25 protein-coding genes and 1 pseudogene are annotated in these 26,363 nt (G+C 61.4%); 10 read left to right on the forward strand and 16 right to left on the reverse strand.

Features of this window, described 5'->3' with window-relative positions; translation table 11 throughout:
* Nucleotides 1-43 precede the first annotated feature (43 nt).
* From HJB89_RS16670 to HJB89_RS16700, 7 genes are all read right to left on the reverse strand, one after another.
* The gene (locus HJB89_RS16670; protein WP_207581892.1) at nucleotides 44-652 is read right to left on the reverse strand and encodes a TetR family transcriptional regulator; all 609 of its coding nucleotides are present in this window, start codon (nucleotides 650-652) and stop codon (nucleotides 44-46) included.
* A gap of 213 nt (nucleotides 653-865) precedes the next feature.
* A complete protein-coding gene (locus tag HJB89_RS16675) occupies nucleotides 866-1,297 on the reverse strand; it encodes an OsmC family protein (protein WP_221150220.1) in 432 nt (143 codons plus the stop codon).
* A 151-nt stretch (nucleotides 1,298-1,448) separates the two neighbouring features.
* Nucleotides 1,449-2,228 (reverse strand): SDR family oxidoreductase, encoded by a 780-nt coding sequence (locus HJB89_RS16680; RefSeq protein WP_207581894.1) that lies wholly within the window; start codon nucleotides 2,226-2,228, stop codon nucleotides 1,449-1,451.
* Nucleotides 2,229-3,119 carry an aldose 1-epimerase gene (locus HJB89_RS16685; protein ID WP_207581895.1) on the reverse strand — a complete coding sequence of 297 codons (891 nt, stop codon included), beginning with the start codon at nucleotides 3,117-3,119 and terminating at the stop codon, nucleotides 2,229-2,231.
* Complete coding sequence (araH, locus tag HJB89_RS16690; protein ID WP_207581896.1) at nucleotides 3,116-4,066, reverse strand: L-arabinose ABC transporter permease AraH; 951 nt, start codon at nucleotides 4,064-4,066, stop codon at nucleotides 3,116-3,118. The genes HJB89_RS16685 and araH overlap by 4 nt, the downstream gene beginning before the upstream one ends.
* A gap of 17 nt (nucleotides 4,067-4,083) precedes the next feature.
* Nucleotides 4,084-5,589: an L-arabinose ABC transporter ATP-binding protein AraG gene (gene araG, locus HJB89_RS16695; RefSeq protein WP_221116584.1), complete on the reverse strand. Its 1,506-nt coding sequence runs from the start codon at nucleotides 5,587-5,589 to the stop codon at nucleotides 4,084-4,086.
* 66 nt (nucleotides 5,590-5,655) lie between these two features.
* A complete protein-coding gene (locus tag HJB89_RS16700; protein WP_221116583.1) occupies nucleotides 5,656-6,639 on the reverse strand; it encodes an arabinose ABC transporter substrate-binding protein in 984 nt (327 codons plus the stop codon).
* Between the two features lie 210 nt (nucleotides 6,640-6,849).
* On the opposite strand from HJB89_RS16700, the gene HJB89_RS16705 reads away from it, so the two are divergent.
* Together HJB89_RS16705 and dgoD are read left to right on the forward strand one after the other, a co-directional pair.
* Nucleotides 6,850-7,605 (forward strand): FadR/GntR family transcriptional regulator, encoded by a 756-nt coding sequence (locus HJB89_RS16705; RefSeq protein ID WP_207581898.1) that lies wholly within the window; start codon nucleotides 6,850-6,852, stop codon nucleotides 7,603-7,605.
* A gap of 64 nt (nucleotides 7,606-7,669) precedes the next feature.
* Entirely contained in the window at nucleotides 7,670-8,818 is a 1,149-nt protein-coding gene (gene dgoD, locus HJB89_RS16710; RefSeq protein ID WP_207581899.1) for a galactonate dehydratase, read from the forward strand.
* A 56-nt stretch (nucleotides 8,819-8,874) separates the two neighbouring features.
* On the opposite strand, the gene HJB89_RS33760 is transcribed toward dgoD, so the two are convergent.
* Nucleotides 8,875-9,477, reverse strand: coding sequence for a lipocalin-like domain-containing protein (locus HJB89_RS33760; RefSeq protein ID WP_405048982.1), 603 nt, complete (start codon nucleotides 9,475-9,477; stop codon nucleotides 8,875-8,877).
* A gap of 109 nt (nucleotides 9,478-9,586) precedes the next feature.
* Here HJB89_RS33760 and HJB89_RS16720 point away from each other — a divergent pair, with 109 nt between their 5' ends.
* Nucleotides 9,587-9,982, forward strand: coding sequence for a DoxX family protein (locus tag HJB89_RS16720; RefSeq protein ID WP_221150222.1), 396 nt, complete (start codon nucleotides 9,587-9,589; stop codon nucleotides 9,980-9,982).
* 79 nt (nucleotides 9,983-10,061) lie between these two features.
* Nucleotides 10,062-10,841 carry an SDR family NAD(P)-dependent oxidoreductase gene (locus HJB89_RS16725; protein ID WP_221131716.1) on the forward strand — a complete coding sequence of 260 codons (780 nt, stop codon included), beginning with the start codon at nucleotides 10,062-10,064 and terminating at the stop codon, nucleotides 10,839-10,841.
* Between the two features lie 22 nt (nucleotides 10,842-10,863).
* On the opposite strand, the gene HJB89_RS16730 is transcribed toward HJB89_RS16725, so the two are convergent.
* Together HJB89_RS16730 and HJB89_RS16735 are read right to left on the reverse strand one after the other, a co-directional pair.
* The gene (locus tag HJB89_RS16730; protein ID WP_207581903.1) at nucleotides 10,864-12,081 is read right to left on the reverse strand and encodes an adenylate/guanylate cyclase domain-containing protein; all 1,218 of its coding nucleotides are present in this window, start codon (nucleotides 12,079-12,081) and stop codon (nucleotides 10,864-10,866) included.
* A 64-nt stretch (nucleotides 12,082-12,145) separates the two neighbouring features.
* Nucleotides 12,146-13,171, reverse strand: a complete 1,026-nt coding sequence (locus tag HJB89_RS16735; RefSeq protein WP_221150225.1) for a LacI family DNA-binding transcriptional regulator — start codon at nucleotides 13,169-13,171, stop codon at nucleotides 12,146-12,148.
* Nucleotides 13,172-13,263: 92 nt separating this feature from the next.
* Between HJB89_RS16735 and HJB89_RS16740 the strand changes: the two genes are divergently transcribed.
* The 3 genes from HJB89_RS16740 to HJB89_RS16750 all read left to right on the forward strand — a co-directional run bounded on the left by HJB89_RS16740 (nucleotide 13,264) and on the right by HJB89_RS16750 (nucleotide 16,371).
* Nucleotides 13,264-14,451 carry a phytanoyl-CoA dioxygenase family protein gene (locus HJB89_RS16740; protein WP_221131714.1) on the forward strand — a complete coding sequence of 396 codons (1,188 nt, stop codon included), beginning with the start codon at nucleotides 13,264-13,266 and terminating at the stop codon, nucleotides 14,449-14,451.
* Between the two features lie 92 nt (nucleotides 14,452-14,543).
* Nucleotides 14,544-15,365: an SDR family oxidoreductase gene (locus HJB89_RS16745; RefSeq protein ID WP_221150227.1), complete on the forward strand. Its 822-nt coding sequence runs from the start codon at nucleotides 14,544-14,546 to the stop codon at nucleotides 15,363-15,365.
* Nucleotides 15,366-15,459: 94 nt separating this feature from the next.
* Nucleotides 15,460-16,371, forward strand: a complete 912-nt coding sequence (locus HJB89_RS16750; RefSeq protein ID WP_207581907.1) for an SMP-30/gluconolactonase/LRE family protein — start codon at nucleotides 15,460-15,462, stop codon at nucleotides 16,369-16,371.
* A 38-nt stretch (nucleotides 16,372-16,409) separates the two neighbouring features.
* Here HJB89_RS16750 and HJB89_RS16755 read toward each other — a convergent pair whose 3' ends face one another.
* The 5 genes from HJB89_RS16755 to HJB89_RS16775 form a co-directional block, all read right to left on the reverse strand.
* Nucleotides 16,410-17,159, reverse strand: coding sequence for a ThuA domain-containing protein (locus HJB89_RS16755; protein WP_207581908.1), 750 nt, complete (start codon nucleotides 17,157-17,159; stop codon nucleotides 16,410-16,412).
* A gap of 19 nt (nucleotides 17,160-17,178) precedes the next feature.
* Entirely contained in the window at nucleotides 17,179-18,261 is a 1,083-nt protein-coding gene (locus HJB89_RS16760; protein WP_207581909.1) for an ABC transporter ATP-binding protein, read from the reverse strand.
* A gap of 19 nt (nucleotides 18,262-18,280) precedes the next feature.
* Nucleotides 18,281-19,192, reverse strand: a complete 912-nt coding sequence (locus HJB89_RS16765) for a carbohydrate ABC transporter permease (RefSeq protein ID WP_207581910.1) — start codon at nucleotides 19,190-19,192, stop codon at nucleotides 18,281-18,283.
* Nucleotide 19,193: 1 nt separating this feature from the next.
* Nucleotides 19,194-20,081 (reverse strand): carbohydrate ABC transporter permease, encoded by an 888-nt coding sequence (locus HJB89_RS16770; RefSeq protein ID WP_221116578.1) that lies wholly within the window; start codon nucleotides 20,079-20,081, stop codon nucleotides 19,194-19,196.
* A gap of 120 nt (nucleotides 20,082-20,201) precedes the next feature.
* Nucleotides 20,202-21,494 (reverse strand): ABC transporter substrate-binding protein, encoded by a 1,293-nt coding sequence (locus tag HJB89_RS16775; RefSeq protein ID WP_221116577.1) that lies wholly within the window; start codon nucleotides 21,492-21,494, stop codon nucleotides 20,202-20,204.
* A 202-nt stretch (nucleotides 21,495-21,696) separates the two neighbouring features.
* On the opposite strand from HJB89_RS16775, the gene HJB89_RS16780 reads away from it, so the two are divergent.
* The 3 genes from HJB89_RS16780 to HJB89_RS16790 all read left to right on the forward strand — a co-directional run bounded on the left by HJB89_RS16780 (nucleotide 21,697) and on the right by HJB89_RS16790 (nucleotide 26,222).
* Nucleotides 21,697-22,704: a Gfo/Idh/MocA family protein gene (locus tag HJB89_RS16780; protein ID WP_207581913.1), complete on the forward strand. Its 1,008-nt coding sequence runs from the start codon at nucleotides 21,697-21,699 to the stop codon at nucleotides 22,702-22,704.
* Nucleotides 22,705-22,713: 9 nt separating this feature from the next.
* The gene (locus HJB89_RS16785; RefSeq protein ID WP_207581914.1) at nucleotides 22,714-23,712 is read left to right on the forward strand and encodes a LacI family DNA-binding transcriptional regulator; all 999 of its coding nucleotides are present in this window, start codon (nucleotides 22,714-22,716) and stop codon (nucleotides 23,710-23,712) included.
* 263 nt (nucleotides 23,713-23,975) lie between these two features.
* Nucleotides 23,976-26,222 (forward strand): glycoside hydrolase family 2 TIM barrel-domain containing protein, encoded by a 2,247-nt coding sequence (locus HJB89_RS16790; protein WP_221150229.1) that lies wholly within the window; start codon nucleotides 23,976-23,978, stop codon nucleotides 26,220-26,222.
* 7 nt (nucleotides 26,223-26,229) lie between these two features.
* On the opposite strand, the pseudogene HJB89_RS16795 reads toward HJB89_RS16790, so the two are convergent.
* Nucleotides 26,230-26,363 (reverse strand): annotated as a pseudogene (locus HJB89_RS16795) (sugar ABC transporter ATP-binding protein); the annotation flags it as partial.

Genomic DNA, 26,363 nt, shown 5'->3' on the forward strand with positions numbered 1-26,363 from the left:
CACTCCTGGATCGTTTTGGGGGGTCGGCGGCGGCTGCCGTCCGTTATTTCTTCAGCGCCCTGATCACGTAGTCGATCAGTTCGTCGATGCTCGCGCGGTTCGTCTTGGAGAGACATTGCGCCACCATTTGCGGATGGCAGAGCGTGTTCGTCGCCGCGCCGAAGCAACGCGAGGCGGCGACGGGGTCCTGCTCGGCGAACTCGCCGGCTGCAATGCCTTCGGCGATAATTTCGGCGATGATGTCATGAATGCGATCGATATGTTTTTCGATGACGTGCCAGTCGCGCTCGATCGCGACGACGATCATCTCATGAACCTTCGTCTCATCGAGCATCGTATCCAACGTCCACTGGTGCTGAGTCTCGACATAGCGGCGCAATCGTTCACTGGCGCTGATCGGAAGGTGGCGGACGTCGTAGGCGAGCTGATAGCAGGTGGCGAGCATACGCCCGCAGATCGCCTGGTGGATTTCCACCTTCGAGGCGAAGAAACGATAGACATTGGCCGGCGACATGCCAAGATCGCGGGCAATGTCAGCCACCGTCGTCTTGCTGTAGCCATAGTGGCGGAACAGCCGCTCGGCCGCATCGAGAATGCGGGTAACATTCTCCTGCCGGGTGACGTCCAGTGTATTTTCCGTAATGTCGTCCATGGTTTCGATGCTCGAATTACGACTGACGATTTTTGAATTTCGTCAATCGTAAAATATCAGGCATCATTTGTCAACACACAGGCGGCACCATGCCGATGCGCGTCCTTCTGGTAGATGTGAGGTTTCCTGGAGCGGTCGAACGTTATTATCGAACGCAATAGAAAAATGCCGCGACGCCAAACGCGCGCGGCACCTCGTCAACGGCAACGGAAATTAACCGAGCTTGACGTCGAGCGTGATCGGAACGGAGGCGAGCGCCTTGGAAACCGGGCAGCCGGCCTTCGCCTTGTTGGCAAGTTCGGTGAAGCTCGCCTCATCGGCGCCGGGAATACGACCGGTGAGCGAAAGGTGGATGGCGGTGATGGCAAAACCGCCTTCGACGCTTTCGAGCGTCACCCTGGCGGAGGTTTCCATATGCTCGGCGGTAAAACCGGCTTCGCCGAGGATCAGCGACAGCGCCATGGTGAAGCAGCCGGCATGGGCAGCACCTATCAGCTCTTCCGGGTTGGTGCCGGCAATGCCTTCGAAGCGGCTGGCAAAGCCGTAGGGATAGTCCTTCAGGGCGCCGCTCTGCGTCGAGATCAGGCCTTTGCCGTCTTTGAGGCCACCGGTCCAATGAGCCGAAGCCGTGCGATTGATCTGCATGCCGTCCTCCTGTTTCTATTGTGCTTTCGAGGGAGCGGCAGGGCGCCGCTCCATGCCTGCGGAAGATCAGATAGCCTTCCCGATGGGCAATATAATGCTCTATCGCGAGAAGACGACAGGCCTGTAAAAATCAGCCGGAATCGAAGCGCTTTCAGGCTGGATGCTGCAGCACGCTGAGACCGCCGTCGATCGTCAGGCAGGTGGCATTCATGAACGGGCACTCGTCTGAGATCATGAACACGGCGGCCAAGGCGATCTCCTCTGGCGTCGCGATGCGCCCGCTGGGATGCAGCCTCATCGTCTCAGCCTTTGCCGCCTCAGGATCTGGGAAGCCGTTCCAGTAATCGATCACTTTCTGCGTCGAGACATAGCCCGGCGCCAGCGCATTTACCCGGATATTGCGGGCCGCATATTCGAGACCCAGGGATTTCGTCATTCCAAGCAGCGCGTGTTTTGCCAGCGGATAAGGAAATGTGTGCGGGATGATAGTGAAAGCGTGCGTCGAAGCAATGTTGAGGATGACGCCGCCGCCCTGTTCGATCAGGCCAGGCAGCACCGCCTTGCAACAGTTCCACGCGCCCTTCAGATTGATGTCGAAGCAGCGGTTCCATACCTCGTCGGTCGTCTCGAGCGGTTCGGCAAAGACATTGACACCGGCATTGTTGACGAGCGCATTCAGCTGTCCGATCTCTTCATTCGCCTGAGCGACCAATGTCGTGATCGTTCCAGAATCGGTAATGTCGGCCGGCAGATAACCAAGCCGCCCACCGATGCTATTAAGCTCTTTCGCTGTCTTCGCCAGCAGTGCGGCGTCGCGGTCGACGAGAAAGACGGCGGCATCCTCCCGCATAAAAGCCTTTGCAATCGCAAGACCGATACCCTGCGCGGCTCCTGTTATCAGGATGTGCTTGCCCTGCAGGCGGCTGCCCATCTATCTCCCCTCCGATTGAACCGGCAGCGCCGACATCAGGATCGTTACCCCGCCGGCAAGAACCTCCCCCGGCGCAAGCGGCGTCAGCCCACCCAAATCCGGCAGGTGGTGGCCGTTCGGCAGGTGGCTCATCGGCTCGAGGCAGAAGAAGTCGCTCCGGTCGACCGGCATATACAGCATGAAGCGATCGAGCGCGCCGTCGGCTTCCAGCGCCGCCTGAATTCCAAGCTCCGGCCAGGCGATTGCCGCCTGCCCATTCCAACCCTCGAAGGCATTGTTCATCCATCTCTGCGGCAACAGCTTTTCGGATCCGAAATCGAAATAGCCGGGCACAGGACCGGGCATCTCAGGCAGATGGTCCGGCCGCTCGTTCCAATAGCGATCGGCCGCAATCGTCAGTCGCGTCTTTGGCGTCCGTGCGAAAAAGGGATGTTGACCAAGCCCGAAGGGGAGAGCCGCTTCGCCGCGGTTTTCGACGGACAGCGTCAGCACCAGTGCATCGCCGGCGAGACGGATCTCCTGCCGGGTAAGATAGGCATAGGGTGAAACCCCGTCGGCGGCGCGGGAAAAGGAAAACTGCGCATGCTCCGGGCTGGAGTCTTCAAGCTGCCAGAGGCTCAGCCAGCCGTCGCCGTGCCGGTAGAGCGGATCGGAAGTATTCGGCTCGAAGGCATAATCGCGTCCGGCAAAGGACATGGCGTTGCCCTCGACGCGATTGCCGAACGGCACCATCGCAAAATTTGCCATCGTCCCATCCGGCCCGCCGGCGGCCACGAGAAAGGGCATGCCTCGAAACGTCGCGGCGGTGACCGCGGCACCCCGGGGGCTGACCCTGACGGCGAGATCACCGTGCCTCAGTTCGATGTCGCTCACGGCTCTACCTTCACTCATCCACGCCGCCCCGCAGCCGAAGATCTCAAATTGTCGAGCAGCACCGCGATCAGCAGGATCAGGCCGCGCACGACATACTGATAGAATGCCTGGATATTCAGCAGATTCATAACGTTTTCAGCAATGCCCATGATCAGCACGCCGACGATGACCCCACTCATTGCCGCCCGGCCGCCGGCCAGCGAGACGCCGCCAAGCACACAGGCCGAAATCACCGAGAGCTCAAGTCCCGTCGCCGCATTCGGCTGGCCGGAGGTGATGCGCGAAGCAAGCAGGATGCCGGCAATGCCGCAGACGAGACCCTGCAGCGCAAAGATCCAGATGCGCATGTTGACGACATTGACGCCGGCAAGCCGCGAGGCCTCTGGATTGCCGCCGATCGCCAGCGTGTTCTTGCCGAAGACGGTGCGATTGAGCACGAAACCGAAGAGCAGAAAAAGGACCAGCATGATCCAGATCGGCGTCGGCACGGTGAGGAAGCGCGATAGGGCAAGCTGGTAGAAAGCAGGATCGTTGATGCCGACGGCGCGGCCGTCCGAGGCGATCAGCGCCAGACCGCGCACGATCTGCATAGTCGCCAGCGTGGTGATCAGCGCATTGATGCGAAAGCGGGCGATGATGATGCCGTTGACCAAGCCGACGACGGCGCCGCAAAGCAGGGCGGCGAACAAACCAAGAGGGATTGAGCCCGTCGCGTTCGAGACCATCACTGCGATCATGCCGGAGAAAGCGACGATCGATCCGACCGAAAGGTCGAAATCGCGCGACGCCAGGCAGAACATCATCGTGCAGGCGACGATGCCGATCGTGACGACCGACTGCAGCAGCCCCAGCATGTTTCGCTCGGTCAGGAAATTCGGCACGAAGAGCGAGACGATGACGAAGGCGGCAGCGAAAATCACCACCAGTCCCTGCTCGCCGAGAAGAATTTTTTTCAACGAATTCATTATCCGTATTCCTGGTCCTAAATGATGCCTGCCGCATTCTTGTCCGGAAGTGCGGCGGTCAGAATGGCGCGCTCGTCGAAATCCTGTCGGGCAACATTGGCCGCCACTCTGCCCTGGCACATCACCATGATGCGATCGGAGATGCCCATGACTTCAGGCAGCTCGCTGGAGATCACCACGATCGCCATGCCGCCGGCCGCAAGCTCGTAAAGGATGTCGTAGATTTCCGATTTCGCCCCGACATCGATGCCGCGCGTCGGCTCGTCAATGACGAGGACCTTGATCCCCTGCTCGGACAGCCAGCGCCCGAGAATGACCTTCTGCTGATTGCCTCCGGAGAGATTGATGATGTCCTGTTTGCGCGACGGCGTTCGTACCCGAAGTCGGGCAATGAACCGATCCGCCAGCGCCGCTTCCTGTCTCGGGCTCAGAATTCCGAAGGGCGAAAAATGCCGGCGCGACGAAATCGCGATATTCTCTTCGATCGATCGTCCCTGGACAATGCCGTCGAATTTGCGGTCCTCGGGGCAAAGCACCATCCCGGCGTTGATCGCCGCCTTCGGATTGTTCGGCGAGACGGCAACGCCATCGATCGCGACCTGACCCTGATGCCTGCTATCGGCGCCGTAGAGCAGCCGCGCCATCTCGCTGCGGCCGGCACCGATCAGGCCGAAGAAACCGACGATCTCGCCCTGGCGGACGGAGAAACTGATCGGGTTGCGCAACCTCGGCCCCGACAGGTTCTTGACCTGGAGCCTGATGTCGCCGAGCGCGCGTTCGCGCCATCCCCAGACATTGCTGATCTCGCGTCCGACCATTTCCGAAATGATCTGCTCGCGCGTCGTTTCAGCGATGTCCGGATGGTGGGCGGCGAGCTTGCCGTCGCGCAACACCGTCAGGCTGTCGCAAAGCCTGAAGATCTCGTCGAGACGGTGCGAGACGTAGAGAATGACCGTTCCCTTCGCCTTCAGCCTGTCGATCAGCGAAAACAGGATCTCGCTCTCGCGCGAGGAAAGCGAGGAGGTCGGCTCATCAAGCGCGATCACCCGTGCGTCGAGCATGACGGCCTTGGCGATCTCGACCATCTGCCGGGCGCCGATCGAAAGCGAGGCGACCTTGGCCGACGGATCGACATCGATGCCGATCTCCTCGAGCTTCGAGCGCACCGTCTCGATCAGCGTCTTCGAATGGATGATGCCGCCCTTGGCCGGAAAGCGCCCGAGCCAGAGATTTTCGGCGACCGTCAACTCCGGAACGAGCTGCAGTTCCTGATGGATGACGATGACGCCGGCATGGAAAGCGTCGCGAACGGAGCCATATTTCTGCTCCTCGCCGTCGATCAGGACGCGGCCATCATCGGCGGCCTGATCGCCGGATAGGACGCGGATCAGCGTCGATTTACCGGCACCGTTCTCGCCCATCAGTCCGTGAACGGCGCCCTTCTCGACAGAGAAGGAAACATTCGCCAGCGCCTGCACGCCGGGATAACCCTTGGAGATATTGTTGAATTCGAGGAAAGCCATCGCCGCTCCGCCGAGAAGGATCCGACGGCACGCTGAGCGGCCGCCGGACATATCATCCTGGGATGATCACTCGATGCCAAGATCCTTGCGGACCTTTTCGTAATCGCCACGCAGCGCCAGCGAACCGGAAGTGAGCGTCAGCTTTGCCGGCTCTTTGTCGTTGGCGATCCAGTCGTACATGTTCAGCGCCGTCTCGTAGCCATGACGCTTCGGCGAGATGATGACCGTGCCGAAAAAGCCCGTGGCCGCCGGCTTCTTGAACTCGTTGATCGCCGATTCCGCACCGCCGATGCCGACGCCGATGACGTTGGCCGCCGGAATGCCGACCGATTCCGAAGCGCGGACGGCGCCGAGGACGGCTTCGTCGTTGAGACCGAAGGCGACCCAGTATTTGACCTCGGCATGTTTGTTGAGAACGGTGGTCGCCGCATTGAGTGCCGCTTCCGTGTCCGTCTTCGCCTGTGGCGCGTCATAGATGTTCTCAGCCGGGAAACCGGCCGACTTCAGCACCGCGATCGCGCCTTCGACGCGGTCAACGGCGGTCGGCAGCTGGTCGTAGGAGACCCGGACCGCGCCGACATTCTTCATGTCCCAGCCGCGCTTCTTGATCTCGTCGACGATCGCCTGGCCGACGGTCTCGCCGATTTTCGTAGCGGAGATGCCCATATGCGGCACGTCTTCCAGCGGCTTGCCGTCGGCGCTGACGAGGCGGTCGTCGACCGTCATCAGTTTCAGCTGATTGGCTTCGGCCTTGGCGACGATGCCGGGGCCGAGCTTGACGTCGGGCGTGCAGATGATGAAGCCCTGCGCACCCTGAGCGCCAAGATTGTCGATCGCCGACTGGACCTTCTCGCCGTCTTCGGCGCCGATCTTGACGACGGTGAAGCCTTTTTCCTTGGCGGCCTGGTCGGCGAATTTCCATTCGTCCTGGAACCACGGCTCTTCGGGCTGCTTGACGATGAACCCTATCTTGACGTCTGCCGAAAATGCCGAGCCGGCGGCCAGAATGGCGAAAGTGCCAGCCAGGATGGCTGCTTTGAACGAGCGCATTTCTCTCTCCCTGAACTCTTAAAACCGAGCAACTGCCTCCCAGGCAGCGTCCAATGAATTATGACAAATCATCATACCAGTCAATTGCCAATGTATGATGATTGGAATAATAGGATTATGTACGAGGGCCTGGAGGAGCGTCGCATAGCGGATCGAATTCGGATAATGAGGTTCGATTGCCTAGCGCCAGAGATAGAGCGGAGAGGTGAGTTGGAAACAATCGAGCGACAGGGCGAGGCCGAAAGCCCTGGTATTGAGAAGCGCCCGCGCGTCCGCCGCAACGTCACGGCGGCAATCGCTCAGGATATCTGTGCGGACCGCTATCCCTCGGGCGCGCCGCTGCCCCGCGAGAACGACCTCTGCGAACTCTACGGCGTCAGCCGCACTGTCATTCGCGAATCGCTGAAAGTGCTGGAATCAAAGGGGCTGGTCCGCGGTAAACCAAGGGTCGGAACCACCGTCTGCGACAAGGACGACTGGAATATCCTCGACGCCGACGTGCTGGAATGGATGGGACCCTACATCAAGGACTTCGACCTGCTCGGCTGCATTCTCGAAGCCCGCCGCACCATCGAGCCGGCAGCAGCCGAATATGCCGCCGAGCGCGCCAGCGCCCAGGAGATCGCCGATCTCGACAATGCCTGGCGGCAGATGCGTGACAGCGCCCATGACCCGGAAGGCTTCACCGATGCCGACGTCATGTTCCACACGGTGCTGCTGACCGCCAGTCACAACCAGGTCTTCCGCCGCCTGTCGAGCGCCATCCATGCGGCGCTGAAATATGCGCTGCATGCCTCCAACATCGGCGTCGAGAATCGCGAGGATGCGGTGCTCGTTCACGGCCAGTTGGTCGAGGCCCTCCGCATGCGCGACAAGGCTGGCGCCCGCGACTGCGCCAACCGCATGCTCGATCTTGCGGTGCGCGACCTTGCCGCCGCCGAAAAGGCGATCGGCAGAACGAAATGATGGATCACCGGAAACCTGCGGAAGTGCCGCTGATCGCAAACCTAAGAAGAGACTGAAGAACGCGATGAAGATCACCAAACTCACCACCTATATCGTTCCGCCGCGCTGGCTGTTTTTGAAGGTCGAAACCGACGAAGGCATCGTCGGCTGGGGTGAACCGGTCGTCGAAGGCCGCGCGCTGACCGTTCAGGCTGCCGTCCACGAACTGGAAGACTATCTGATCGGCAAGGATCCCTTCCTGATCGAGGACCACTGGACCGTGATGTATCGCGGCGGCTTCTATCGCGGCGGCGCTGTTCACATGAGCGCGATCTCGGGCATCGACCAGGCGCTGTGGGATATCAAGGGCAAGGCACTCGGCCAGCCGATCCATTCCCTGCTTGGCGGCCAGCTGCGCGATCGGATCAAGGTCTATTCCTGGATCGGCGGCGACCGTCCCGCGGATGTCGCCAACAATGCCAGGGAGGTGGTCGCCCGCGGCTTCAAGGCGATCAAGCTCAATGGCTGCGAAGAAATGCAGATCGTCGACACCAACGAGAAGGTGGAAAAGGCGGTCGAAACCATCGCCGCCATCCGCGAGGCAATCGGCCCGCATATCGGCATTGGCGTCGATTTCCATGGCCGCGTGCACAAGCCGATGGCCAAGGTTCTCGCCAAGGAACTCGATCCCTACAAGCTGATGTTTATCGAGGAGCCGGTGCTTTCCGAAAACAAGGAAGCCCTGCGCGATATCGTCAACCATACCTCGACGCCGATCGCGCTCGGCGAACGCCTCTTTTCGCGCTGGGACTTCAAGCAGGTTCTTTCGGACGGCTATGTCGATATCATCCAGCCGGATCTTTCGCATGCCGGCGGCATAACCGAATGCCGCAAGATCGCGGCGATGGCCGAAGCCTATGACGTGGCGCTGGCGCCGCATTGCCCGTTGGGTCCGATCGCGCTCGCCGCCTGCCTGCAGGTCGATGCCGTCAGCTACAATGCCTTCATCCAGGAACAGAGCCTGGGCATCCACTACAATAAGGGCAACGACATTCTCGACTACATTTCCAACAAGGAGGTGTTCCAGTATGCCGATGGTTTCGTCTCGATCCCTCAGGGCCCCGGTCTCGGCATCGAGGTCGACGAGGCCTATGTCATCGAACGTGCCAAGGAGGGTCATCGCTGGCGCAATCCCATCTGGCGCCACGCCGATGGCAGCTTCGCCGAGTGGTGAGAGCGCATTTCGCATTGAACTGTCGCACAATGTCTTTTTTTGCGGCGCCTTTGAATTCAGTCGCTTTGCCGAGCCAGTTCTCGCCTCCAAGTCACAACAGCGAACATCGGCGCATCCTGTTGAGGCATACTCAGAGGTGCACTTGTGAGTGTCAGGTTGTCGCCCGAAAAGTCCAAGTATCTGACTTGCTCGCTCCCGACCCAAGGCTCAAACCACGCGATGTCGACGGTGGTAACGAGCCGGTTGGGCGGCTCGACCCTGTATCGACCCGAGTAAGCCAGCATCGAACGGAAAGCTGCTGCCTCATCGGCTTCGGTCTTTGGGCGTGATCGACCACCAGGTGTGATCAGGGCGGACATGCGGCCTTCGGGACTGAACATCACCATTCCAGACGGGCGCTCGCCCCAAGGATGCGTTCGCTGGCCTGTTGCGCAGTCCTCAATTTGAAACGAATCGATGATCCAGATACCGACCAAATTTCTAGCGTGCATCGGGTAGTCCTTTAGTTCACCGTTGCAATGCGAAACTCGAACAACTGCTTTCGTGTGGAATAATAACCATCGGAGGAAACTGCCTGGGGTGAACTCTATCGCAAATATCCCCGAAACTCCTAGTTTTGCGCGTGGTCTTTGCAACGGTATGTTTGCGACTGTAAGCATTCCACATTTGAGTTAGAGGCTGGCCGCGCGAGCAGCCTTTTTTTATTTGCCGTGTAGCAAATCGGTCGTCTCGTCCGTCATGGTGGAAACTCAAACAGGAGATCTTACGATGGCCAGAGCAATCGCAATCATCGTCGCCCGCATCATTTTCAGCTTCATCTTCTTCATGGCCGCCGGCTTCAAATTCGCCGACATCGGTGCGACGGCGGGTTACATCACTGCTGCCGGTTTTCCGATGGCGACATTCCTTGCCTGGGTCGCAGCCTTCTTCGAGATCGCGCTGGCGCTGGCCTTCATATCCGGGGCCTTCTTCACCGAGGCGAGCCTGCTGGCAGGGATCTATGTGATCTTCCTCGTCTTCGCTTTCCACGGTCCATCTCATTGGCAGCAGAACCAGGCCGAGTTCGGCTTTTTCATCGATCACTTCACCTTCCTTGCCGGTCTACTCTTTGCCGCCGTCCACGGGCCGGAGAAATGGGCGTTGAGACACAGCCTCCTCAGATAGCTCCCTCGAGGCACTCTCCGCCGGAACCAACAGTGGTGCCGAACATTGGCTTACGGTCAAACGGCAAGGAGAGCCGCCCATGGAGCTGAAGGATAAGATCGCGTTGGTGACGGGCGCCGGTTCCGGCATCGGCAAGGCGGCCGCGCTGAGGCTCGCCGCCGAGGGAGCAAAGATCGCCGTGCTGAGCCGCACGGCCGACGAGGTCGAAAAGACCTGCGCCGAGATCAAGGCCGCCGGCGGCGGGTCGATCGCGCTGACGGCCGATACCAGTGACGAGGCTCAAATGCGGAGCGCCGTGGCGCGGTTGACCGATACCTTCCATGGCCTCGACATCGTTGTCGCCAACGCCGGGATCAACGGCGTCTGGGCGCCAATCGACGATCTGAAGCCGGATGAATGGGACAAGACCATCGCCGTCAATCTGCGCGGCACCTATCTGACCTTGCATCTGACGGTGCCTCACCTGAAGCGCCGCGGCGGTTCGATCATCGTCGTCTCCTCGATCAACGGCACCCGGACATTCACCACGCCGGGCGCTACCGCCTACACCGCAACCAAGGCCGGCCAGGTTGCCATGGTTCAGCAGCTCGCCCTCGAACTCGGCCGGCACGGCATCCGCGTCAATGCCGTCTGCCCCGGCGAGATCGAGACCAATATCGGCGCCAACACAAATAGCCGCCATCGCGAGGAGACGGAGGTTCCGGTCATCTGGCCGCAAGGGGATATCCCGATCGCCGGCGGCAGAGCCGGCAAGAGCGAGGATGTCGCCGAAACCATTCTCTTCCTCGCCTCGGACCGCGCCCGACACATCACCGGGACGCCGATCTGGATCGACGGCGGCCAGGGTCTGCTGCGATAGCCCTCGCCCGACCCTGTGAAGATCAGCCGTTCAGCCGGGCGCTTTCGAGCGTATAGAGCTGCTGGGCGCGCTGCACGCCACGCAGTGCGTAACGCCCGATGCAGGCGAGTGCAGCGCGCTCCTCCTCCGGGATCGCCGAGGCGAAATCGGAGGACATCAGCACATTGAGATCGACCGAGCGGCAGATCGAGGCGATGCGGCTGACTTCGTTGACCGCAGGGCCGATGACCGTGAAATCCAGCCGGTCCTGGCTGCCGATATTGCCGTAAAAGACGTCGCCGATATGCAGGCCGATATAGACATCTGTCGTCGGCCGGTCGCCGGCCTTGCGTTCGCCATTCAACTTGGCGAGTTTTTCTCGCAGAAGCGCTTCGGCGTTGAGCGCCGCACGGCAGGTCTCCGCCGGCACCTCGCCCTTGAAGATCGCCAGCACACCGTCGCCGATCAGCTTCAGCACGTTGCCGCCGGATTCGTGTATGGCTGTAATTACCGCCTCGCTATAGTCGTTGAGCAGCGGGATGATCTCCTCAGGCGGCACGCTGTCGGAGATCTTGGTGTAGTTCAGAAGATCCGAAAACCAGAGTGCGGCCGAAATCCGCTCCGATTTGCCGCGGCTGATCTTGCCTTCCATCACCTGGCGCGCCGCGTCCTCGCCGAGATAGACTTCGGCGATGGTGCGGGCGATGCGCCCGAGCCCGATACACTTGATCGCCAGCCCCAGCACCGGCACGAGCTTGCGCAGGATGGCGAGGTCGTGATCGGAAAAGCCCTCCGGATGTTTGGTTGCGAAATGCGAGAAGAAACAATCCATTTCGCCGATCGTGCCGGCCTCGCTAAAACGATGCACCATCGCCACGAAATCCGTGTGCCCGGCTTCGGCGATCTTGTCGAGCATGGTGAAATCGATCGGGTCGCCGAAGCCGAGACGCCGGCGTATCTCCCGTTCATTGTTGGACCAAAGATGATAGAAGGCCGAACTCTGCCAGTTCGCCGCGGCTTCCCCGGAGCTCGTCGGGCCGTATTCGAACTCCGTCTCGATTTCCTCCTCGCTGTCCCAACGGAAGGCCCGGCCCTCGTGCACAGGGTGCAGCGTATCCATTAGTGCCAGGCCGCGGTCGAGCGGCAGCCCGGCATTGCGGCAAGCCGAGCAGAAACCGGTCATGAGCTCGGCTTCCGAAGCACCCTTCAGTCCTTGCTCCGTGACCCAGGCTGCAATCGTGCTGACGTCGCTATAATCCATGCCGCTCACCTTCACTCTCGTCCAAGCTGTAGTCCGATTTCGGCATGGAAGGAAGCCAATTGCCTCAATCGTCCGCGGGCATATTGTAGGGTGTGACGATTTCAACGGAGGAAAGCGAGGCCGGGACCGCCCGCCGCGGTGAAGCCGCCCGGCTCATGATCGCCCTGAAAGCCGAACGCGCATCGGTTCTGAGATCATGATGCAAAACGAAGCCGATCCGGCGCGCGGCAAGCAGCGCACGATTATCAGCATCGAGATCGTGGGCGACGAAGACGCAGACCGGGCGCTCGGCCGCATCGAAGGCCGCCAGCACCGCCCGGTTGCCGCCGCCGATCGAATAGACGGCGTTAATCGTGGGATCGGCCGCAAGAGCTGCCGCCGCGAGCGTTCCCGTCACCGCATCGGTGCCATGGCCCTCGCTGATTTCGGTGATGCCGATGCCGGAATAATGAGCACGGAGGACGCGGCGAAAGCCGATTTCCCGCTCCTCTTCGCCGCGGAAGCCTCCACTGGACAGCGTCACCAGCACCTTGCCGCTTTTTGTCCCGAGAAATTCGCCGATCAGATAGGCGGCGGTCTCTCCGGCCGCCCGGTTGTCGGCGCCGGCATAGGCGATGCGGGCCGAATTCGGCAGATCAGTCACCAACGTCACCACCGGAATGCCGGCCGCATCCGCCCGCGCGACGGCGGCGGCCACTTCGGCGACGTCGGGCGCCTTGAGCACGATACCATCAGTGCCGCGCAGCCGGATGCGATCGACAAACTGCGCCATCTCGGCCGGCTTCATCACCTCGGCGAAGTGGAACCGGCAACGAAAGACGCCGGGCAGGAAGGCCGCTATCTCCGCCTCGAAGGCGGCGCGCACCGCATCGCTGAAACGCTGGGGAGTCTCCATGACGATATCGATGGCCAGCATACGGCCGCTGCCCATCGCCCCCGCCTGCTGCTTCTCCAGCTCCGCGATCGCCGCCTTCACTCGCATTGCCGTCTGTTGGCGCACACCCGGCCTGCCGTTTAGCACCCGGTCGACGGTCGCGGTGCTGAGCCCCGCCTGGAAGGCGATATCCTTGACGAGGAAGAGGTGGGCCATAGAATCCGCTTGATGGTTTTTTGATGGATTGCTGATCTATATCACCCGGCATCGCAGCGTATAGTGCCTTCATCGAAAGAGGAGGAGCCATTATGAAAACCGACAACCCGCAGAAATTGCGCGCCGACCGCGTCTGGCTGAGCGAGGACAGCTGCGATCTCGACGATTTTCGCCGCCTGGCGGAAAAGACCACCGCGCTTGCCGACTACCCCACGGCGTCTGCGATCGAAAAAAACGTACTGATCTACGACAGCCGCAAGGTGATGGCGGCCGTGGCAACGCCGGAAGGCCGGCGCGCCGTCCTGGCGGAGATCTGCGAGGCCTTTGGCGAGGGTCCCGGTGTCGCCGTCTTCAAGCATGCTTACGAGGATACCGGCATTATCGACCGCGCCAGCACCATCTTCGACCAAATCATCGCGGACCAGCACCGCAGCTCGACCGGCGGCGGCGATCACTTCGCCAAGCCCGGCGCCAACGACCGCATCTGGAATTCGCTGGAGAAACATTGCCTCGCCGATCCCGCGAATTTCGCCGAATATTACGGCAATGCCATCGTCGCACTGACAAGCGAAGCCTGGCTCGGCCCGAGCTACCAGATGACGGCGCAGGTCAACCGCGTCAATCCGGGCGGCGCGGCCCAATCGGCGCATCGCGACTACCATCTCGGCTTCCAGTCGTCTGGGGTGATCGAACAGTTTCCGGCGCATGTACACCGGCTCTCGCCGGTGCTGACGCTCCAGGGCGCGGTCGCCCATTGCGACATGCCGCTCGAAAGCGGCCCGACGCTGTTTCTGCCGCACAGCCAGACCTATGTGCCCGGCTATCTCGCCCTCAAGCGGCAAGAGTTCCGGGATTATTTCGAGGTCAACCATGTCCAGCTGCCGCTCGAAAAAGGCGACGTCGTCTTCTTCAACCCCGCCCTCTTCCACGCTGCCGGCACCAATCGTTCCGCCGACATCAAGCGTGTCGCCAACCTGCTGCAGGTCTCCTCCGCCTTCGGCCGGGCAATGGAAACCGTCAACCGCCAGAGGATGAGCGCCAAGCTCTTTCCCGCCTTGAAGACCTTGCAGGGCAGGCTTTCGCCCGATGAGATCACCAACGCCGTCGCTGCCTGCGCCGAAGGTTATTCCTTCCCGACCAATCTCGACCGCGACCCGCCGCTCGGCGGCCTGGCGCCGAAAACGCAGGCGCAGCTGATGCATGAGGCATTGGGGGAAGGCTGGAGCGACCAAACCTTTATGGCAGCACTTGCCGAGCAAGCGCAGAAGAAGCTGAGCTGACTAAGGAATTGAAAGCCGCTCATCCGCATTGACATATGAGCCTCCCGCACCCGCGGAAGGCCATTCGCATATCATCACCAAGGAGGAACCACATGAGCACGGATCACGGCCGCCTCGACGGCAAGATCGCTATCGTCACCGGCGGCACGCAAGGGTTGGGCGCGACCATCGCCCGTCTGTTCGCCGAACGCGGCGCGGAAGGCATCGTCATTTGCGGCCGCAACGAAGCCAAGGGCACGGCGAAGGCCGCAGAGATTTCGGCTGCGACGGGCGTGAGGGTCCTCTACGTCGGAGCTGATCTCGGCAAGGTCGAGGATGCGCAGAATGTCGTGCGTGCCTGCGATGAGGCCTTCGGCCGTGTCGACGCGCTGGTCAGTGCCGCCGCCATCACCGACCGCGGCACTATTCTCGATACCAGCCCTGAACTCTTCGACGCCATGTTCGCGGTCAATGTGCGTGCGCCGTTTTTCCTGATGCAGGAAGCGGTGAAGGTCATGCGTCGCGAAAAGATCGAGGGCACCATCGTCAATATCGGCTCGATGTCGGCCAAGGCGGGCCAGCCCTTCATCGCCGCCTATTGCGCCTCCAAGGGCGCGCTGGAAACGCTGACGAAGAACACCGCCTATGCGCTGCTGCGCAACCGTATCCGCGTCAACGGCCTTAATATCGGCTGGATGGCTTCCGAGGGTGAGGATCGGATCCAGCGCGAATTTCACCACGCGCCCGCCGACTGGCTGGAGAAGGCGGCAGCAAGCCAGCCCTTCGGCCGCCTCGTCGACCCGCATGAGGTGGCGCGCGCCTGCGCCTATCTGTCATCGGCCGAATCCGGCCTGATGACCGGCTCGGTCATCTGCTTCGACCAGTCGATCTGGGGTGCTTATGACGGCTCGCCGCATCCGGTCGCGGCGCTTTAAAGAAGCAAGCGCTCGGCATTTCAATTGGCGGGCTCTGGCACCTGCCCGCGTTTGTAGCTAGGAAGAAGGCGACAGCATTCAGGAGGAAACTGGCGTGGCCGACAATCCGCTTTACGACATTCGCGATGAACGTTTCGGCGCTCTGGTCATCGGCAGCGCCGCGCTCGAGGAGCTTTATTCCGGCTGCCGCTGGACGGAAGGCCCGGTCTGGTTTTCCGACCTCAACTGCCTTCTGTGGAGCGATATCCCGAACGAACGCATGATGCGCTGGACACCGGATGGGACAGTCTCGGTCTTCCGCTCGCCCTCCAACTACGTCAACGGCAATACCCGCGACCGGCAGGGCCGGCTGGTCTCCTGCGAACATGGCCGCCGCCGCGTCACCCGCACCGAGACGGACGGCAGCATCACCGTTCTCGCCGACAGCTACAAGGGCAGGCGGCTGAACTCGCCGAACGACGTCGTCGTGCATTCCGATGGCGGCGTCTGGTTCACCGACCCGACCTACGGCATCCTGTCGGACTACGAGGGCCATAAGGGCGAGCCCGAGCAGCCAACCCGCAACGTCTACCGGATCGACCCGGCAAGCGGCGCGATCGAGGCTGTCGTCGAGGACTTCATCCAGCCGAACGGCCTTGCCTTCTCGCCCGACGAGACGAAGCTCTATATTGCCGATTCCGGTTCGGCAAAACATGAAGTGCCGTGCCATGTAAGAGTTTTCGACGTCATTGACGGCAGGAAGGTCGCCAATAGCCGCTATTTCTGCAGCATCGAAGCCGGCCATCCCGACGGCTTCCGTTTCGATCTCAGCGGCAATCTGTGGACGAGTGCCGGCGACGGCGTGCACTGCTTTTCGCCCGATGGTGCGCTGCTCGGCAAGATCAGGGTGCCGCAGACTGTGTCCAACCTCACCTTCGGCGGCCCCAAGAAAAACCGGCTCTTCATCACCGCGACACGCTCGGTCTATTCGATCTACACGAAGACCAACGGCGCCCAATATCCGTAGGCACCGGCGCCCTGCCGGCGCCGGCCCATGGCATAAGATCAGGCCTTCACCCCGTCCGGCCTGCCGTGCAGCGGCTCGGCACGATGCCAGTTTTCCAGGATTCGGCCGTCGCGATGCTTCTGCTGCGCCCAGCGGATTCCGTTCGAGATCACCTTGTGCACGATCTTGTCGTGATAGATCGGATAAGTCTCGTGGCCGGGACTGAAAAAGAAGATGCGCCCACGCCCACGCTGGAAGGTGCAGCCGCTGCGAAAAACCTCGCCGCCGGAATACCAGGAGATGAAAACCAGTTCATCCGGCTGCGGAATGTCGAAGGGCTCGCCATACATCTCCGAGGCATTGACCTCGAAATAGGGCGGCAGCCCCTCGGCGATCGGATGTGAGGGATTGACCACCCAGACACGCTCCAGGTCTCCATCAGGCGTCTCGCGCCAGGACAGGTTGGCATTCGTGCCCATCAGCCGGCGGAACAGCTTGGAATGATGGCCGGAATGCAACACAAGCAGGCCCATGCCCTTCAGCACGCGCTGCTGCACGCGGTCGATCAGCCCGTCGCTCACCTCCTCATGCGCCATGTGCCCCCACCAGAGCAGCACGTCGGTATCATCGAGCACACTGTCCGGCAGGCCTTCATCGGGATCATCCAGCGTGCCGCGTCGGATTTCGAAATCCGTATGGGCGATGCCGGCGGCGATCGCGCCGTCGATACGATCGGGATAGATCTCCTGAACTTCTCTGTGGAGCTGCTCGTGGCGCCCCTCGTTCCAGATGGTGACCTTGATTGTCATGGCATTCCTCGTGTTGTTTTTAGACGGAAGGCGAACGGGTGACCCGGCCGGCGGAATCGAACAGATGGCAAGCGGCAGGATCGGCTGCCAGCGACACGCGATCGCCCGGCCGCACCGCGATATCGCCCTCGGCGCGCACGACGATCGGCTGCTGCGGCGAGCCGACGGTCATGTAGGTCTCGACGCCCAAGCGCTCGACGATGACGACATCGGCCGTGAAATGTCCCTGCCCCTCTGGTGCAATCCTCAGATGCTCCGGCCGAATGCCGAGCCTGGCCTCGCCCTGCGGCACCGCGCCACCCGTGTCGGCAAGATCGAACGACAGCCCGATCGGGCTGTCGAGATGCAGGACACCCGCCGAAGCCCGCGTCGCCGTGACCGGAATGACGTTCATCTTCGGCGAGCCGATGAAGGTCGCGACGAATTCATTCTGCGGCTGATGGTAGAGTGACATCGGCGCCCCCTCCTGTGCCACCAGGCCCTTGTTCAGCACGACGATGCGGTCCGCCATCGTCATCGCCTCCACCTGGTCGTGGGTGACGTAGACGACGGTTGCTTTCAGCTCGCGGTGCAGCCGCTGCAGCTCGGCGCGCATCTGCACGCGCAACGCCGAATCGAGATTCGACAGCGGCTCGTCGAACAGGATCAACGCCGGTTTCTTGATGATGGCGCGGCCGATCGCCACGCGCTGGCGCTGGCCGCCGGAAAGGGCGGCCGGGCGCCGGTCGAGATAGTCGGTGAGTTGCAGGATCTCGGCGACGCCCTCCACCTGCCGGCGGATCTCCGCCTCCGATACCTTCTTCAGGCTGAGCGAGAAGCCAATATTTTCGGCAACGCTCATATGCGGATAGAGCGCATAGGACTGGAACACCATGGCGATGCCGCGCTTGTCGGGCGGCACGTCGTTGATGCGCTTGCCGTTAAGGATGAGGTCGCCCTCGTCGATGCCTTCGAGGCCGGCGATCATCCGCAGCAGCGTCGACTTGCCGCAGCCGGAGGGGCCGACGAAGACGGCGAATTCGCCGTCCTCAACGGTGATGTCGACGCCTTTGATGACCTCGAGCGCGCCGTAGAATTTGCGAACGTTTCTGAGATTGATCATCCGTTTCTCTTTCTGGATCTCAGCCCTTCACGCCGCCCGAAAATGTCTGGACGAGGAAGCGCCGGGCAAAGCTGAAGGCGATGACGGCAGGCAGCAGGTAGATGAATGCCAGCGCCGTCAGCAGTCCGTAGTCGATCTCGTTGATACGCAGGAAGGCGCGGAAGAGACCGAGCGGCAGCGTCTGCAGCTCCGGCGACGACAGGAAGATCAGCGGCAGCAGAAAATCGCCCCAGGCCGACATGAAAGCGAACAGCCCGGCCGCAGCCAGCCCCGGCAGCGCCAGCGGGATCAGCACCCGGCGGATACGCTGGATCAGTGTTGCCCCGTCCATTAGCGCCGCCTCCTCGTAATCCCGCGGCAAGCCGTCGAAGAAAGTCTTCATGATCCAGAGCGCCAGCGGCAATTGCATCGTCGCCAGCACCAGGATCAGCCCGAGATAACCGTCGATGAAGCCGGTCCAGCGCATGATGTCGCGGGCATAGCTGCCGAAGATTGGCCTGAGGACTGCCGCTTCCGCATTGTTCAGCGTCAGCAGGAACTTGTAGAGCGGCACGACGAGTGCGGTCGGGGGCAGCACGCGGATGAGCAGGATCGCATAGAGGAAGGGCAGCTTCCACCAGGCCCGGGTGCGCGACAGCGCATAACCGCCGAGCCCGGAAAGCACCATGACGAGCAGCGTCGCACCGCCGACCACGAAGAGCGAATTGAACAGCCACTTCGCCCCATCCTCCTTGGTGAAGACCTTCACGTAGTTGGCGAACGTCCATTGCTCCGGCCAATGCAGGAAGAGCTGCGCATTGCCGTCGAGCGAGGCGAGCAGTACCCAGAAGAAGGGCACGGCGCAGAAGATCGAGATCAGCGACAGCGTCGCATAGGCGATGAGGTCGGAGCGGCCCTTGTTGGCGGTCTCGCTTGGGGAAACGACGGCCATGTCAGACCTCCACTTTCATCGCCCGGACATAGGCAATGCCGAGAACCAGCGAGATGACGAGCGCAACGACCGCGACTGCGGCGCCATATCCCAGCTGGAACGACGTGAAGGACTGGTTGTAGATGTAAATGCTGACGACCTCGGTGGCGCCGCCGGGTCCGCCGCGCGTCAGCGCGTAGACGAGGCCGAAGACGGCGATAGTGGAAACGGCCGAGATCAGCATGTAGAGCAGGATCGTCGGCATCATCAGCGGCAGGGTAATGCGGCGGAACATCTGCGACGGCGTGGCGCCGTCCATGCGCGCCGCCTCGTAGATTTCGGCCGGAATGGTGCTGAGGCCCGCGGTCAGCAGGATCATTGCCGTGGCGATGCCGCGCCAGGTGTTGACGATGATGATCATCGAAAGCGGGAAGACCTGCAGCCAGTCGGCCGGCGTGATGCCGAAGACGCTGACGATGCGGCTGAGCGTTGCATTGTCGCCACCCGCCAGCATCGATATCCACATGAAGCCGGCGACCACTTCGGGGGCGGCATTCGGCAGCAGGATGATCGACGAGAACACCCGCCGGAAACGGATCGGCCGGCGCAACGCGATTGCCGAAATCAGGCCGAGCGCAAACTGGCCGACCACTGCGGAACCAATGACGAAGACGAAGGTGACGAACAGGGAGTTCCAGAATTTCGCGTCGTTGAACAGCCTGGTATAGTTGCGGAGCCCGACGAAGCGAGGCCGAAGTGCTGCCGCCCCGGTCAACGCCTCGTTGGTGAAGCTCAGATAGATGGAATAGATGGCCGGGTAGATGACGAAGGCCAGAAGCAGCACCAGCGAGGGCAGCAGGATCAGCAGCCATTGCCGCTCAGCGCGCCTTTCATGAGAGTTTCGGGCCATGGAAGCTCACAAACCTTGTCATGTGAATCCGGCCTTGTCGTATGAACCGGTCTATCGAATGAACGCGGGAAGACGCGGGCGATGACGCCGCGTCCCCGCTCCCGAGGTAAAAAGGCCAGCTTATTTGACCATGTCGTCGCCGAGGGTTTCCTTGACGTAGTCGACAAGGATCTTCTGGGCGCCGGCGGCATCGGTTTCCTTGCGCAGCAATGCTTCGGTGGCGCGCGCGACACCTTCAGAGACCGTGCCGAAACCGGAGGCCTGCTTCAGGAAGACGCCGTTTCCGGCCGCTGCATGGATCGGAACCAGTTCCGTCAGCTTCTGGAAGTCGGCATTCTTGGCCGCATCCTTGCTGGCCGGAATGTTGCCGATGCGGGCGGCATAGGAAACCTGCGTCTCGATCGAGCCGATCTCCATTAGCGCTTTGATTGCCAGTTCGGTATTGGCCGACTTGGAATTGACGGCCCACGGCGCGGCGAGGTTGGCGAGCACATACTGGCCACTGCTCTGGCCCGGCACCGTCCAGGTTCCCACAACCTTGGTCACCTCGGGGATCGGGTTCTTGCTTTCGCGGCCCCAGTCGAAAATGTAGCACCAGGAACCGCAGGTGGTCGCGGCAAGCTTGCCGGCCGGGAACATCTGGTACTTCGGCACGACCCAGGGTTCCGGTCCGAGCAGCGGCTGCGTCGGCATCAGATCCTTATCGATCAGCTGCTTGTAGACGTTGAAGACATCCTTGATGCCTTCGCCATTGAGATCGAGCTTGCCGTCGGCATCGACCAGCTGCGGCGTCTTCGAGCCGACGAGCAGGTGCTGGAAGCCTTCGTCGAAAGCGCCGCTTCCCCAGGAGACGCCGGCCGGGAAGAGCAGGCCGTAGGCACCGGTCTTCTGCTTGATCTCGGCGGCGCGGTCGAGAAGCTCCTGCCAGGTCTTCGGCTGTTCGGTTGAAATACCGGCCTTTTCGAGAACGTCCTTGCGGTAATAGATTTCCTGGATACCGAGCATGAACGGCATCACATAGGTTTCGCCATCGGGGCTGACGGCAAGCTCCTTGGCGACGTCATAGAGGTTGGCATAGCCGTCCCAGGCCTTGAACGCCTTGGTAACAGGCGTGAGGTAGCCGGCTTCGACCATGTCGGCGACGGCCGCCGTCGTCGGGATAGAGAACAGGTCGGGCGCGTTGCCGGCGCCGAGCTCCGTCAGCAGCTTGGTCAGGTAGTCCTTGTCGGGCGCCGGATATTCGATGACCTCGACGGTCACCCCATATTTCTTTTCGATCCGCTCGACCGTCGATTTCATCGCATCGATGCCGGCCTGACCATGATTTGCAATTCGGATTGTCTCAGCCTGCGCCAGGGTCGAAACCGCGCTGAGCAAAATGGCCCACAGGCCACCAAGAACCGTTTTCTTCAACGAAAAATCCTCCCTCTTTCAGACACACGGCGCCCTCCAGCACCGGCTGTGAAAATGTACACGTATTCCAATGAGTCGCAAGGCGTTTTTGAAAAGACTCGAGCGTAAAAGTTAATTCATTGATTTTACAGACTATTATAAGTCTTGCGATAACTGCATTACTTGTGTAATCGTGTGCACAATGCATCCGAGGAGGAATTTCATGTCTGAGAAACTACGCCTCGGCGTCATTGGCGCCGGCTTGAAGGCGGCGGAGTATGCCGAGAGCTGGGTGAGGATGCCGGAGATCGAATTTGCAGCGCTCGCCGACACCACGGCGGCTTCGCGTCAGCGCCTGATCGACGTCTGTCTCGCCGCCGGCACATCCGAGCCAAAGAGCTTCGAGGACTATCGCCCGATGCTCGCCGAGTGCCGCGGTGAACTCGACATTATCTACGTCTCCACCCCGCATGCCTTCCACGCCGAACAGGCAACCGCCGTCGCCGAGGCCGGCCTCGACCTCTTCCTGGAAAAACCGATGGTGACGACGGTCGCCGAGGCCGAGAGGCTGATCGCCGCCCAGAGGAAAAGCGGCGTCACCATCGTCACCGCCTTCCAGGGCGGCCTGTCGCCGCTGGTACTGGACACCCGCCGGCGAGCTCTCGCTGGCGAATTCGGCGCGCTGATCGCCATATCGGGCATGATCTGGGAAAGCTGGTCGTCCAACTATCACGGCCATTGGAAGCAGCAGCCTGCCATATCGGGCGGCGGCTTCATGTTCGATACCGGCGCCCACATGATGAACACCGTCTGCCTGCTGGCCAATTCAGATTTCGACAGCGTGTCGGCCTACATGAACAACCATGGCAGACAGGTGGATATCGCCACCGCCGTCTCCGCCCGGCTGAAGAACGGCGCGCTGGCGACACTGACCGCCGCTGGCGAAGGCCCTCCCGGCTGCGCTTCCTACATCACCTTCTTCTATTCGAAGGCGATCGTACGCATCGACGCCTGGGGCGGCTGGCGCGAGATCAGTGTCGGCAGCAAAGCCGAGCCGCGCGAGGAGGCCGAGATTCTCGGCAATCCGATGAAGAATTTCCTCGCCATTCGCGAGGGAAAGATGGAAAACTCCGGCTCCGTTGAAATGGGCCTCAGATTCGCTAGGCTATGGGATGCAATTAAGGAATCGGCAGCGGCCGACGGCGCTTCCGTCAGGATCGCCGCCCGATAGGCGCTGAAGATGAGCGGAATGAACAGACGGCGGATCACCTCGAAGGAACTGGCAAAGCTCGCCGGCGTCTCCTCCGCCACCGTTTCCCGCGCCTTCTCGCCGGATTCGCGTATCGGCAGCGCCACCCGGGACCGCATCCTCGCCGTCGCCCGTGAACATGGCTACCAGCCGAATGCGATCGCCCGCTCGCTGAACAACCAGCGCTCGCGTCTGGTTGCCCTGGTCGTCAATGCGATCGGCAACCCATGCGAGGCGGAGGAGCAGCAGCTTCTCGTCCACCGCCTACAGGCACGGCAATTGCTGCCGATCATTCTTTGCTGCGCCGACCACGCCGACCGGCTGCAACTGATGCGTCTTGCCTCCACCTATCAGGTCGATCACGTCGTCGTCTTCTCCGACATGGTATCGATGCAGGACGCCGTCGATATCTTCCACACGACCAAGCCGATCATCGTCTCCTTCGAGCCGCTCGAAAACGAGAATGTCTCCAGCATCCGCATCGATGGCTCTGCGGCCGCCGACGAGATCATCGACAAGATTGTCCGCGACGGCAAGAAGCGCTTCGCCTACCTCGCCGGTACCACTTCAAGCTGGATCGACAAGCTCAGGCGCAAGTGGTTTGCCGATGCGCTGGCTAAGCGCGGCCTGGCCTTCGAGGCGCAGGCCTTTGGCGACTATTCCTATGATTCCGGCTTCAAGGAAGCGGTGCTGCTGCTGCACCGTGACAAGGTCGACGCCATCATCTGCGGCAACGACGTCATGGCGATCGGCGCACGTGATGCCGCCCGCCGCGTGCTCGGCAGAAACACGCCGGACGATATTGCCATCGTCGGCCAGGATGGCATCGCCATGGCCGCCTGGGATTGCAATGACCTCACCACGCTGAGCCTCGACCACATCGCCTTCATCGATGCCGTCGTCGAATTGATCGAACGCCATGACGCCGAGATCGAAGGCCCGCACAACATCACGCTCACCTGCACCGCGCGCTGGGGCTCGACCGCCTGATGCATGTTCGTAGCCGAGCGTGAAGCGGTTCAGGATGACGACAGGCATGAAAAAAGCTAAAGCGCGTCGCATGAAAGAGATTCGATGTGACTCGCTTCAGAGCATGATGCCGAAAAGTGTGAGCGGTTTTCGGACAACATCATGCTCTAATTCTTTAATTTGGCTCGCACCTTATTGCATCACGGAGGAATAGCCGATGACCCGATTTTCACGCGCCGAAAGGCGCCGCGCCGCTCCCGAAGCCATGACCGGGAGAGCCTGAGATGCGGTCCGTCGTTTCCTTCAACGAAGGCTGGAGTTTCCACGAGGGCTTCGGCCAGCGCCTGCTCGAAAACTTCGATGCCGCCAGGTCGGTCAGCCTGCCCCATACCGCCGTCGAATTGCCCTTCAACTACTTCGACGAGACCAGCTATCAGCGCGCCTTCACCTATCAGAAGGTGCTGCGCTGGCTGCCTGAATTCGAGGGCCGCGAGGTCTCGCTCGTTTTCGACGCCGCCATGGCAGACAGCGTTGTCTATTTGAACGGCGAAGAAATCATCGCCCACAAGGACGGTTACACTCCCTTCGAGGCACGCCTCACCGGCAAGCTCCTCAAGGAGAAGAACCTCGTGACCGTCAAGATCGACGGCAGCGAAAACCCTGCCATCCCGCCGTTTGGCGGCCGCATCGATTATCTCACCTATGCCGGCATCTATCGCGACGTCTGGCTGAAAGTCACCGACCCCGTCTCGATTCGCAATCTCAAGATCGAAACCACAGACGTTCTCGCCTCGGAGAAGTCGGCAACCATCCGCGTCGATATCGCCAATCCCGAGGAGCGCAGCTTCTCGGCGACCGTCACCGCCACGTTGAAGCAGGCAGACGGCGCGGTGATCGCCACCGCAGCAACCGAAACGATCGGCGACCGCACCAGGCTTTCCTTCGGCGGTCTCACCGGCATCGCCCTCTGGGACATTACCGATCCCACGCTCTACGAGGTCACCGTCGAACTGAGGACCGAGCACGGCTCCGACCGTCTCTCCACCCGCTTCGGCTTCCGCACCGCCGAATTCACCCCGGAAGGTTTCCTCTTAAACGGCAAGCCGCTGAAACTGCGCGGCCTCAACCGCCACCAGGCCTTCCCCTATGTCGGTTATGCCGCCGGCCGGTCGGCCCAGGAGCGCGACGCCGACATCATGAAGTCGGTGCTGAAATGCAATATCGTCCGCACCTCGCATTATCCGCAATCGAAATGGTTCCTCGACCGCTGCGATGCGATCGGCCTGCTGGTTTTCGAGGAGATCCCCGGCTGGCAGCATATCGGCGATGCCGACTGGCAGAAGGAATCGATCGAGAACGTCCGCCGCATGATAGAGCGCGACTGGAACCATCCCTCGATCATCATCTGGGGTGTGCGCATCAACGAATCGCAGGATGATCACGATTTCTACGCCGAGACCAACCGGCTCGCCCGTGAACTCGACAGCACCCGCCAGACCGGCGGCGTGCGTTATATCACCGAGAGCGAGCTGCTCGAGGACGTCTATACGATGAACGACTTCATCCTCGGTAACGAGGAACTGCCGGGCGCCAACCGCCCGCGCACTGCATTGCGCGGCCAGGAGGAAAATACCGGCCTGTCCCGCAAGGTGCCGTACCTCATCACCGAGTTCAACGGCCACATGCACCCGACGAAGATCTATGACCAGGAGCAGCGCCAGGCCGAGCATGTGCGCCGCCACCTCGACGTTCTGAACGCCGCCTATGGCGATCCGGATATCTCCGGCGCCATCGGCTGGTGCATGTTCGATTACAACACCCACAAGGATTTCGGCTCCGGCGACCGCATCTGCTATCACGGCGTCATGGACATGTTCCGCGAGCCGAAATTCGCCGCCTATGCCTATATCAGCCAGTGCGACCCGTCCGAAGAGATCGTCATGAAGCCGGCGACCTTCTGGGCGCGCGGCGAACGCAATATCGGCGGCGTGCTGCCGCTGATCATCCTGACCAATTGCGACGAGGTGGAGCTGCAATACGGCGTGCTCAGCAAGCGCATCGGTCCGGACCGCGAAAACTATCCGCATCTGCCGCATCCGCCCGTCGTGCTCGACCATCGGCACTTCACCACGGATGAACTCGGCACCTGGGGTCTCGAATGGATCGACGGCACCTTGACCGGCTATATCGCCGGCGAGCCGGTGGCCAGCCTGACGCTGGCGGCCGATCCCTTGCCGACCACGCTGGAAATCGTCGCCGACAGCTCGACGCTGAAAGCCCGCGAACGCGACAGCACCCGCGTCATCATCCGCGCACTGGACCAGTGCGGCCAGCGCCTGCCCTTCATGAACGACACGATTTCGCTGAAGGTGCATGGACCTGCAAGGGTCGTCGGCCCGGCCAATGTGCCGCTGCAGGGCGGCACCGCCGGCTTCTGGCTGGAGGCGACCGGGATGGTGGGCGAGATCACCGTCGAAGCGGTCTCCTCGCGTTTCGAGCCGGTAACCTTCAGCGTGACGGCCGCGGCCTGACGACTGATCACCCGATCCGCACCTGGCTGTCCGGATCGAAGAACACGGCCTTGTCGAGATTGAAGGCAAGGCGAGTTGTCTGTCCCGGAGCGATGCCGGCATCGGCGCGCAGGCGGGCGACGACGGATTTGCCGCCGAGCT

The organism is Rhizobium sp. NZLR8, assembly GCF_019685025.1.
In the GTDB taxonomy this organism is placed as follows: Bacteria; Pseudomonadota; Alphaproteobacteria; order Rhizobiales; family Rhizobiaceae; genus Rhizobium.

Bases quoted from the DNA above. Each gene is read 5' to 3' on its own strand.
- HJB89_RS16670 (WP_207581892.1), bottom strand. From the start codon at position 652: ATGGACGACATTACGGAAAATACACTGGACGTCACCCGGCAGGAGAAT.
- HJB89_RS16675 (WP_221150220.1), bottom strand. From the start codon at position 1,297: ATGCAGATCAATCGCACGGCTTCGGCTCATTGGACCGGTGGCCTCAAA.
- HJB89_RS16680 (WP_207581894.1), bottom strand. From the start codon at position 2,228: ATGGGCAGCCGCCTGCAGGGCAAGCACATCCTGATAACAGGAGCCGCG.
- HJB89_RS16685 (WP_207581895.1), bottom strand. From the start codon at position 3,119: ATGAGTGAAGGTAGAGCCGTGAGCGACATCGAACTGAGGCACGGTGAT.
- araH (WP_207581896.1), bottom strand. From the start codon at position 4,066: ATGAATTCGTTGAAAAAAATTCTTCTCGGCGAGCAGGGACTGGTGGTG.
- araG (WP_221116584.1), bottom strand. From the start codon at position 5,589: ATGGCTTTCCTCGAATTCAACAATATCTCCAAGGGTTATCCCGGCGTG.
- HJB89_RS16700 (WP_221116583.1), bottom strand. From the start codon at position 6,639: ATGCGCTCGTTCAAAGCAGCCATCCTGGCTGGCACTTTCGCCATTCTG.
- dgoD (WP_207581899.1), top strand. From the start codon at position 7,670: ATGAAGATCACCAAACTCACCACCTATATCGTTCCGCCGCGCTGGCTG.
- HJB89_RS33760 (WP_405048982.1), bottom strand. From the start codon at position 9,477: ATGCTTACAGTCGCAAACATACCGTTGCAAAGACCACGCGCAAAACTA.
- HJB89_RS16720 (WP_221150222.1), top strand. From the start codon at position 9,587: ATGGCCAGAGCAATCGCAATCATCGTCGCCCGCATCATTTTCAGCTTC.
- HJB89_RS16725 (WP_221131716.1), top strand. From the start codon at position 10,062: ATGGAGCTGAAGGATAAGATCGCGTTGGTGACGGGCGCCGGTTCCGGC.
- HJB89_RS16730 (WP_207581903.1), bottom strand. From the start codon at position 12,081: ATGGATTATAGCGACGTCAGCACGATTGCAGCCTGGGTCACGGAGCAA.
- HJB89_RS16735 (WP_221150225.1), bottom strand. From the start codon at position 13,171: ATGGCCCACCTCTTCCTCGTCAAGGATATCGCCTTCCAGGCGGGGCTC.
- HJB89_RS16740 (WP_221131714.1), top strand. From the start codon at position 13,264: ATGAAAACCGACAACCCGCAGAAATTGCGCGCCGACCGCGTCTGGCTG.
- HJB89_RS16745 (WP_221150227.1), top strand. From the start codon at position 14,544: ATGAGCACGGATCACGGCCGCCTCGACGGCAAGATCGCTATCGTCACC.
- HJB89_RS16755 (WP_207581908.1), bottom strand. From the start codon at position 17,159: ATGACAATCAAGGTCACCATCTGGAACGAGGGGCGCCACGAGCAGCTC.
- HJB89_RS16760 (WP_207581909.1), bottom strand. From the start codon at position 18,261: ATGATCAATCTCAGAAACGTTCGCAAATTCTACGGCGCGCTCGAGGTC.
- HJB89_RS16765 (WP_207581910.1), bottom strand. From the start codon at position 19,192: ATGGCCGTCGTTTCCCCAAGCGAGACCGCCAACAAGGGCCGCTCCGAC.
- HJB89_RS16770 (WP_221116578.1), bottom strand. From the start codon at position 20,081: ATGGCCCGAAACTCTCATGAAAGGCGCGCTGAGCGGCAATGGCTGCTG.
- HJB89_RS16780 (WP_207581913.1), top strand. From the start codon at position 21,697: ATGTCTGAGAAACTACGCCTCGGCGTCATTGGCGCCGGCTTGAAGGCG.
- HJB89_RS16785 (WP_207581914.1), top strand. From the start codon at position 22,714: ATGAGCGGAATGAACAGACGGCGGATCACCTCGAAGGAACTGGCAAAG.
- HJB89_RS16790 (WP_221150229.1), top strand. From the start codon at position 23,976: ATGCGGTCCGTCGTTTCCTTCAACGAAGGCTGGAGTTTCCACGAGGGC.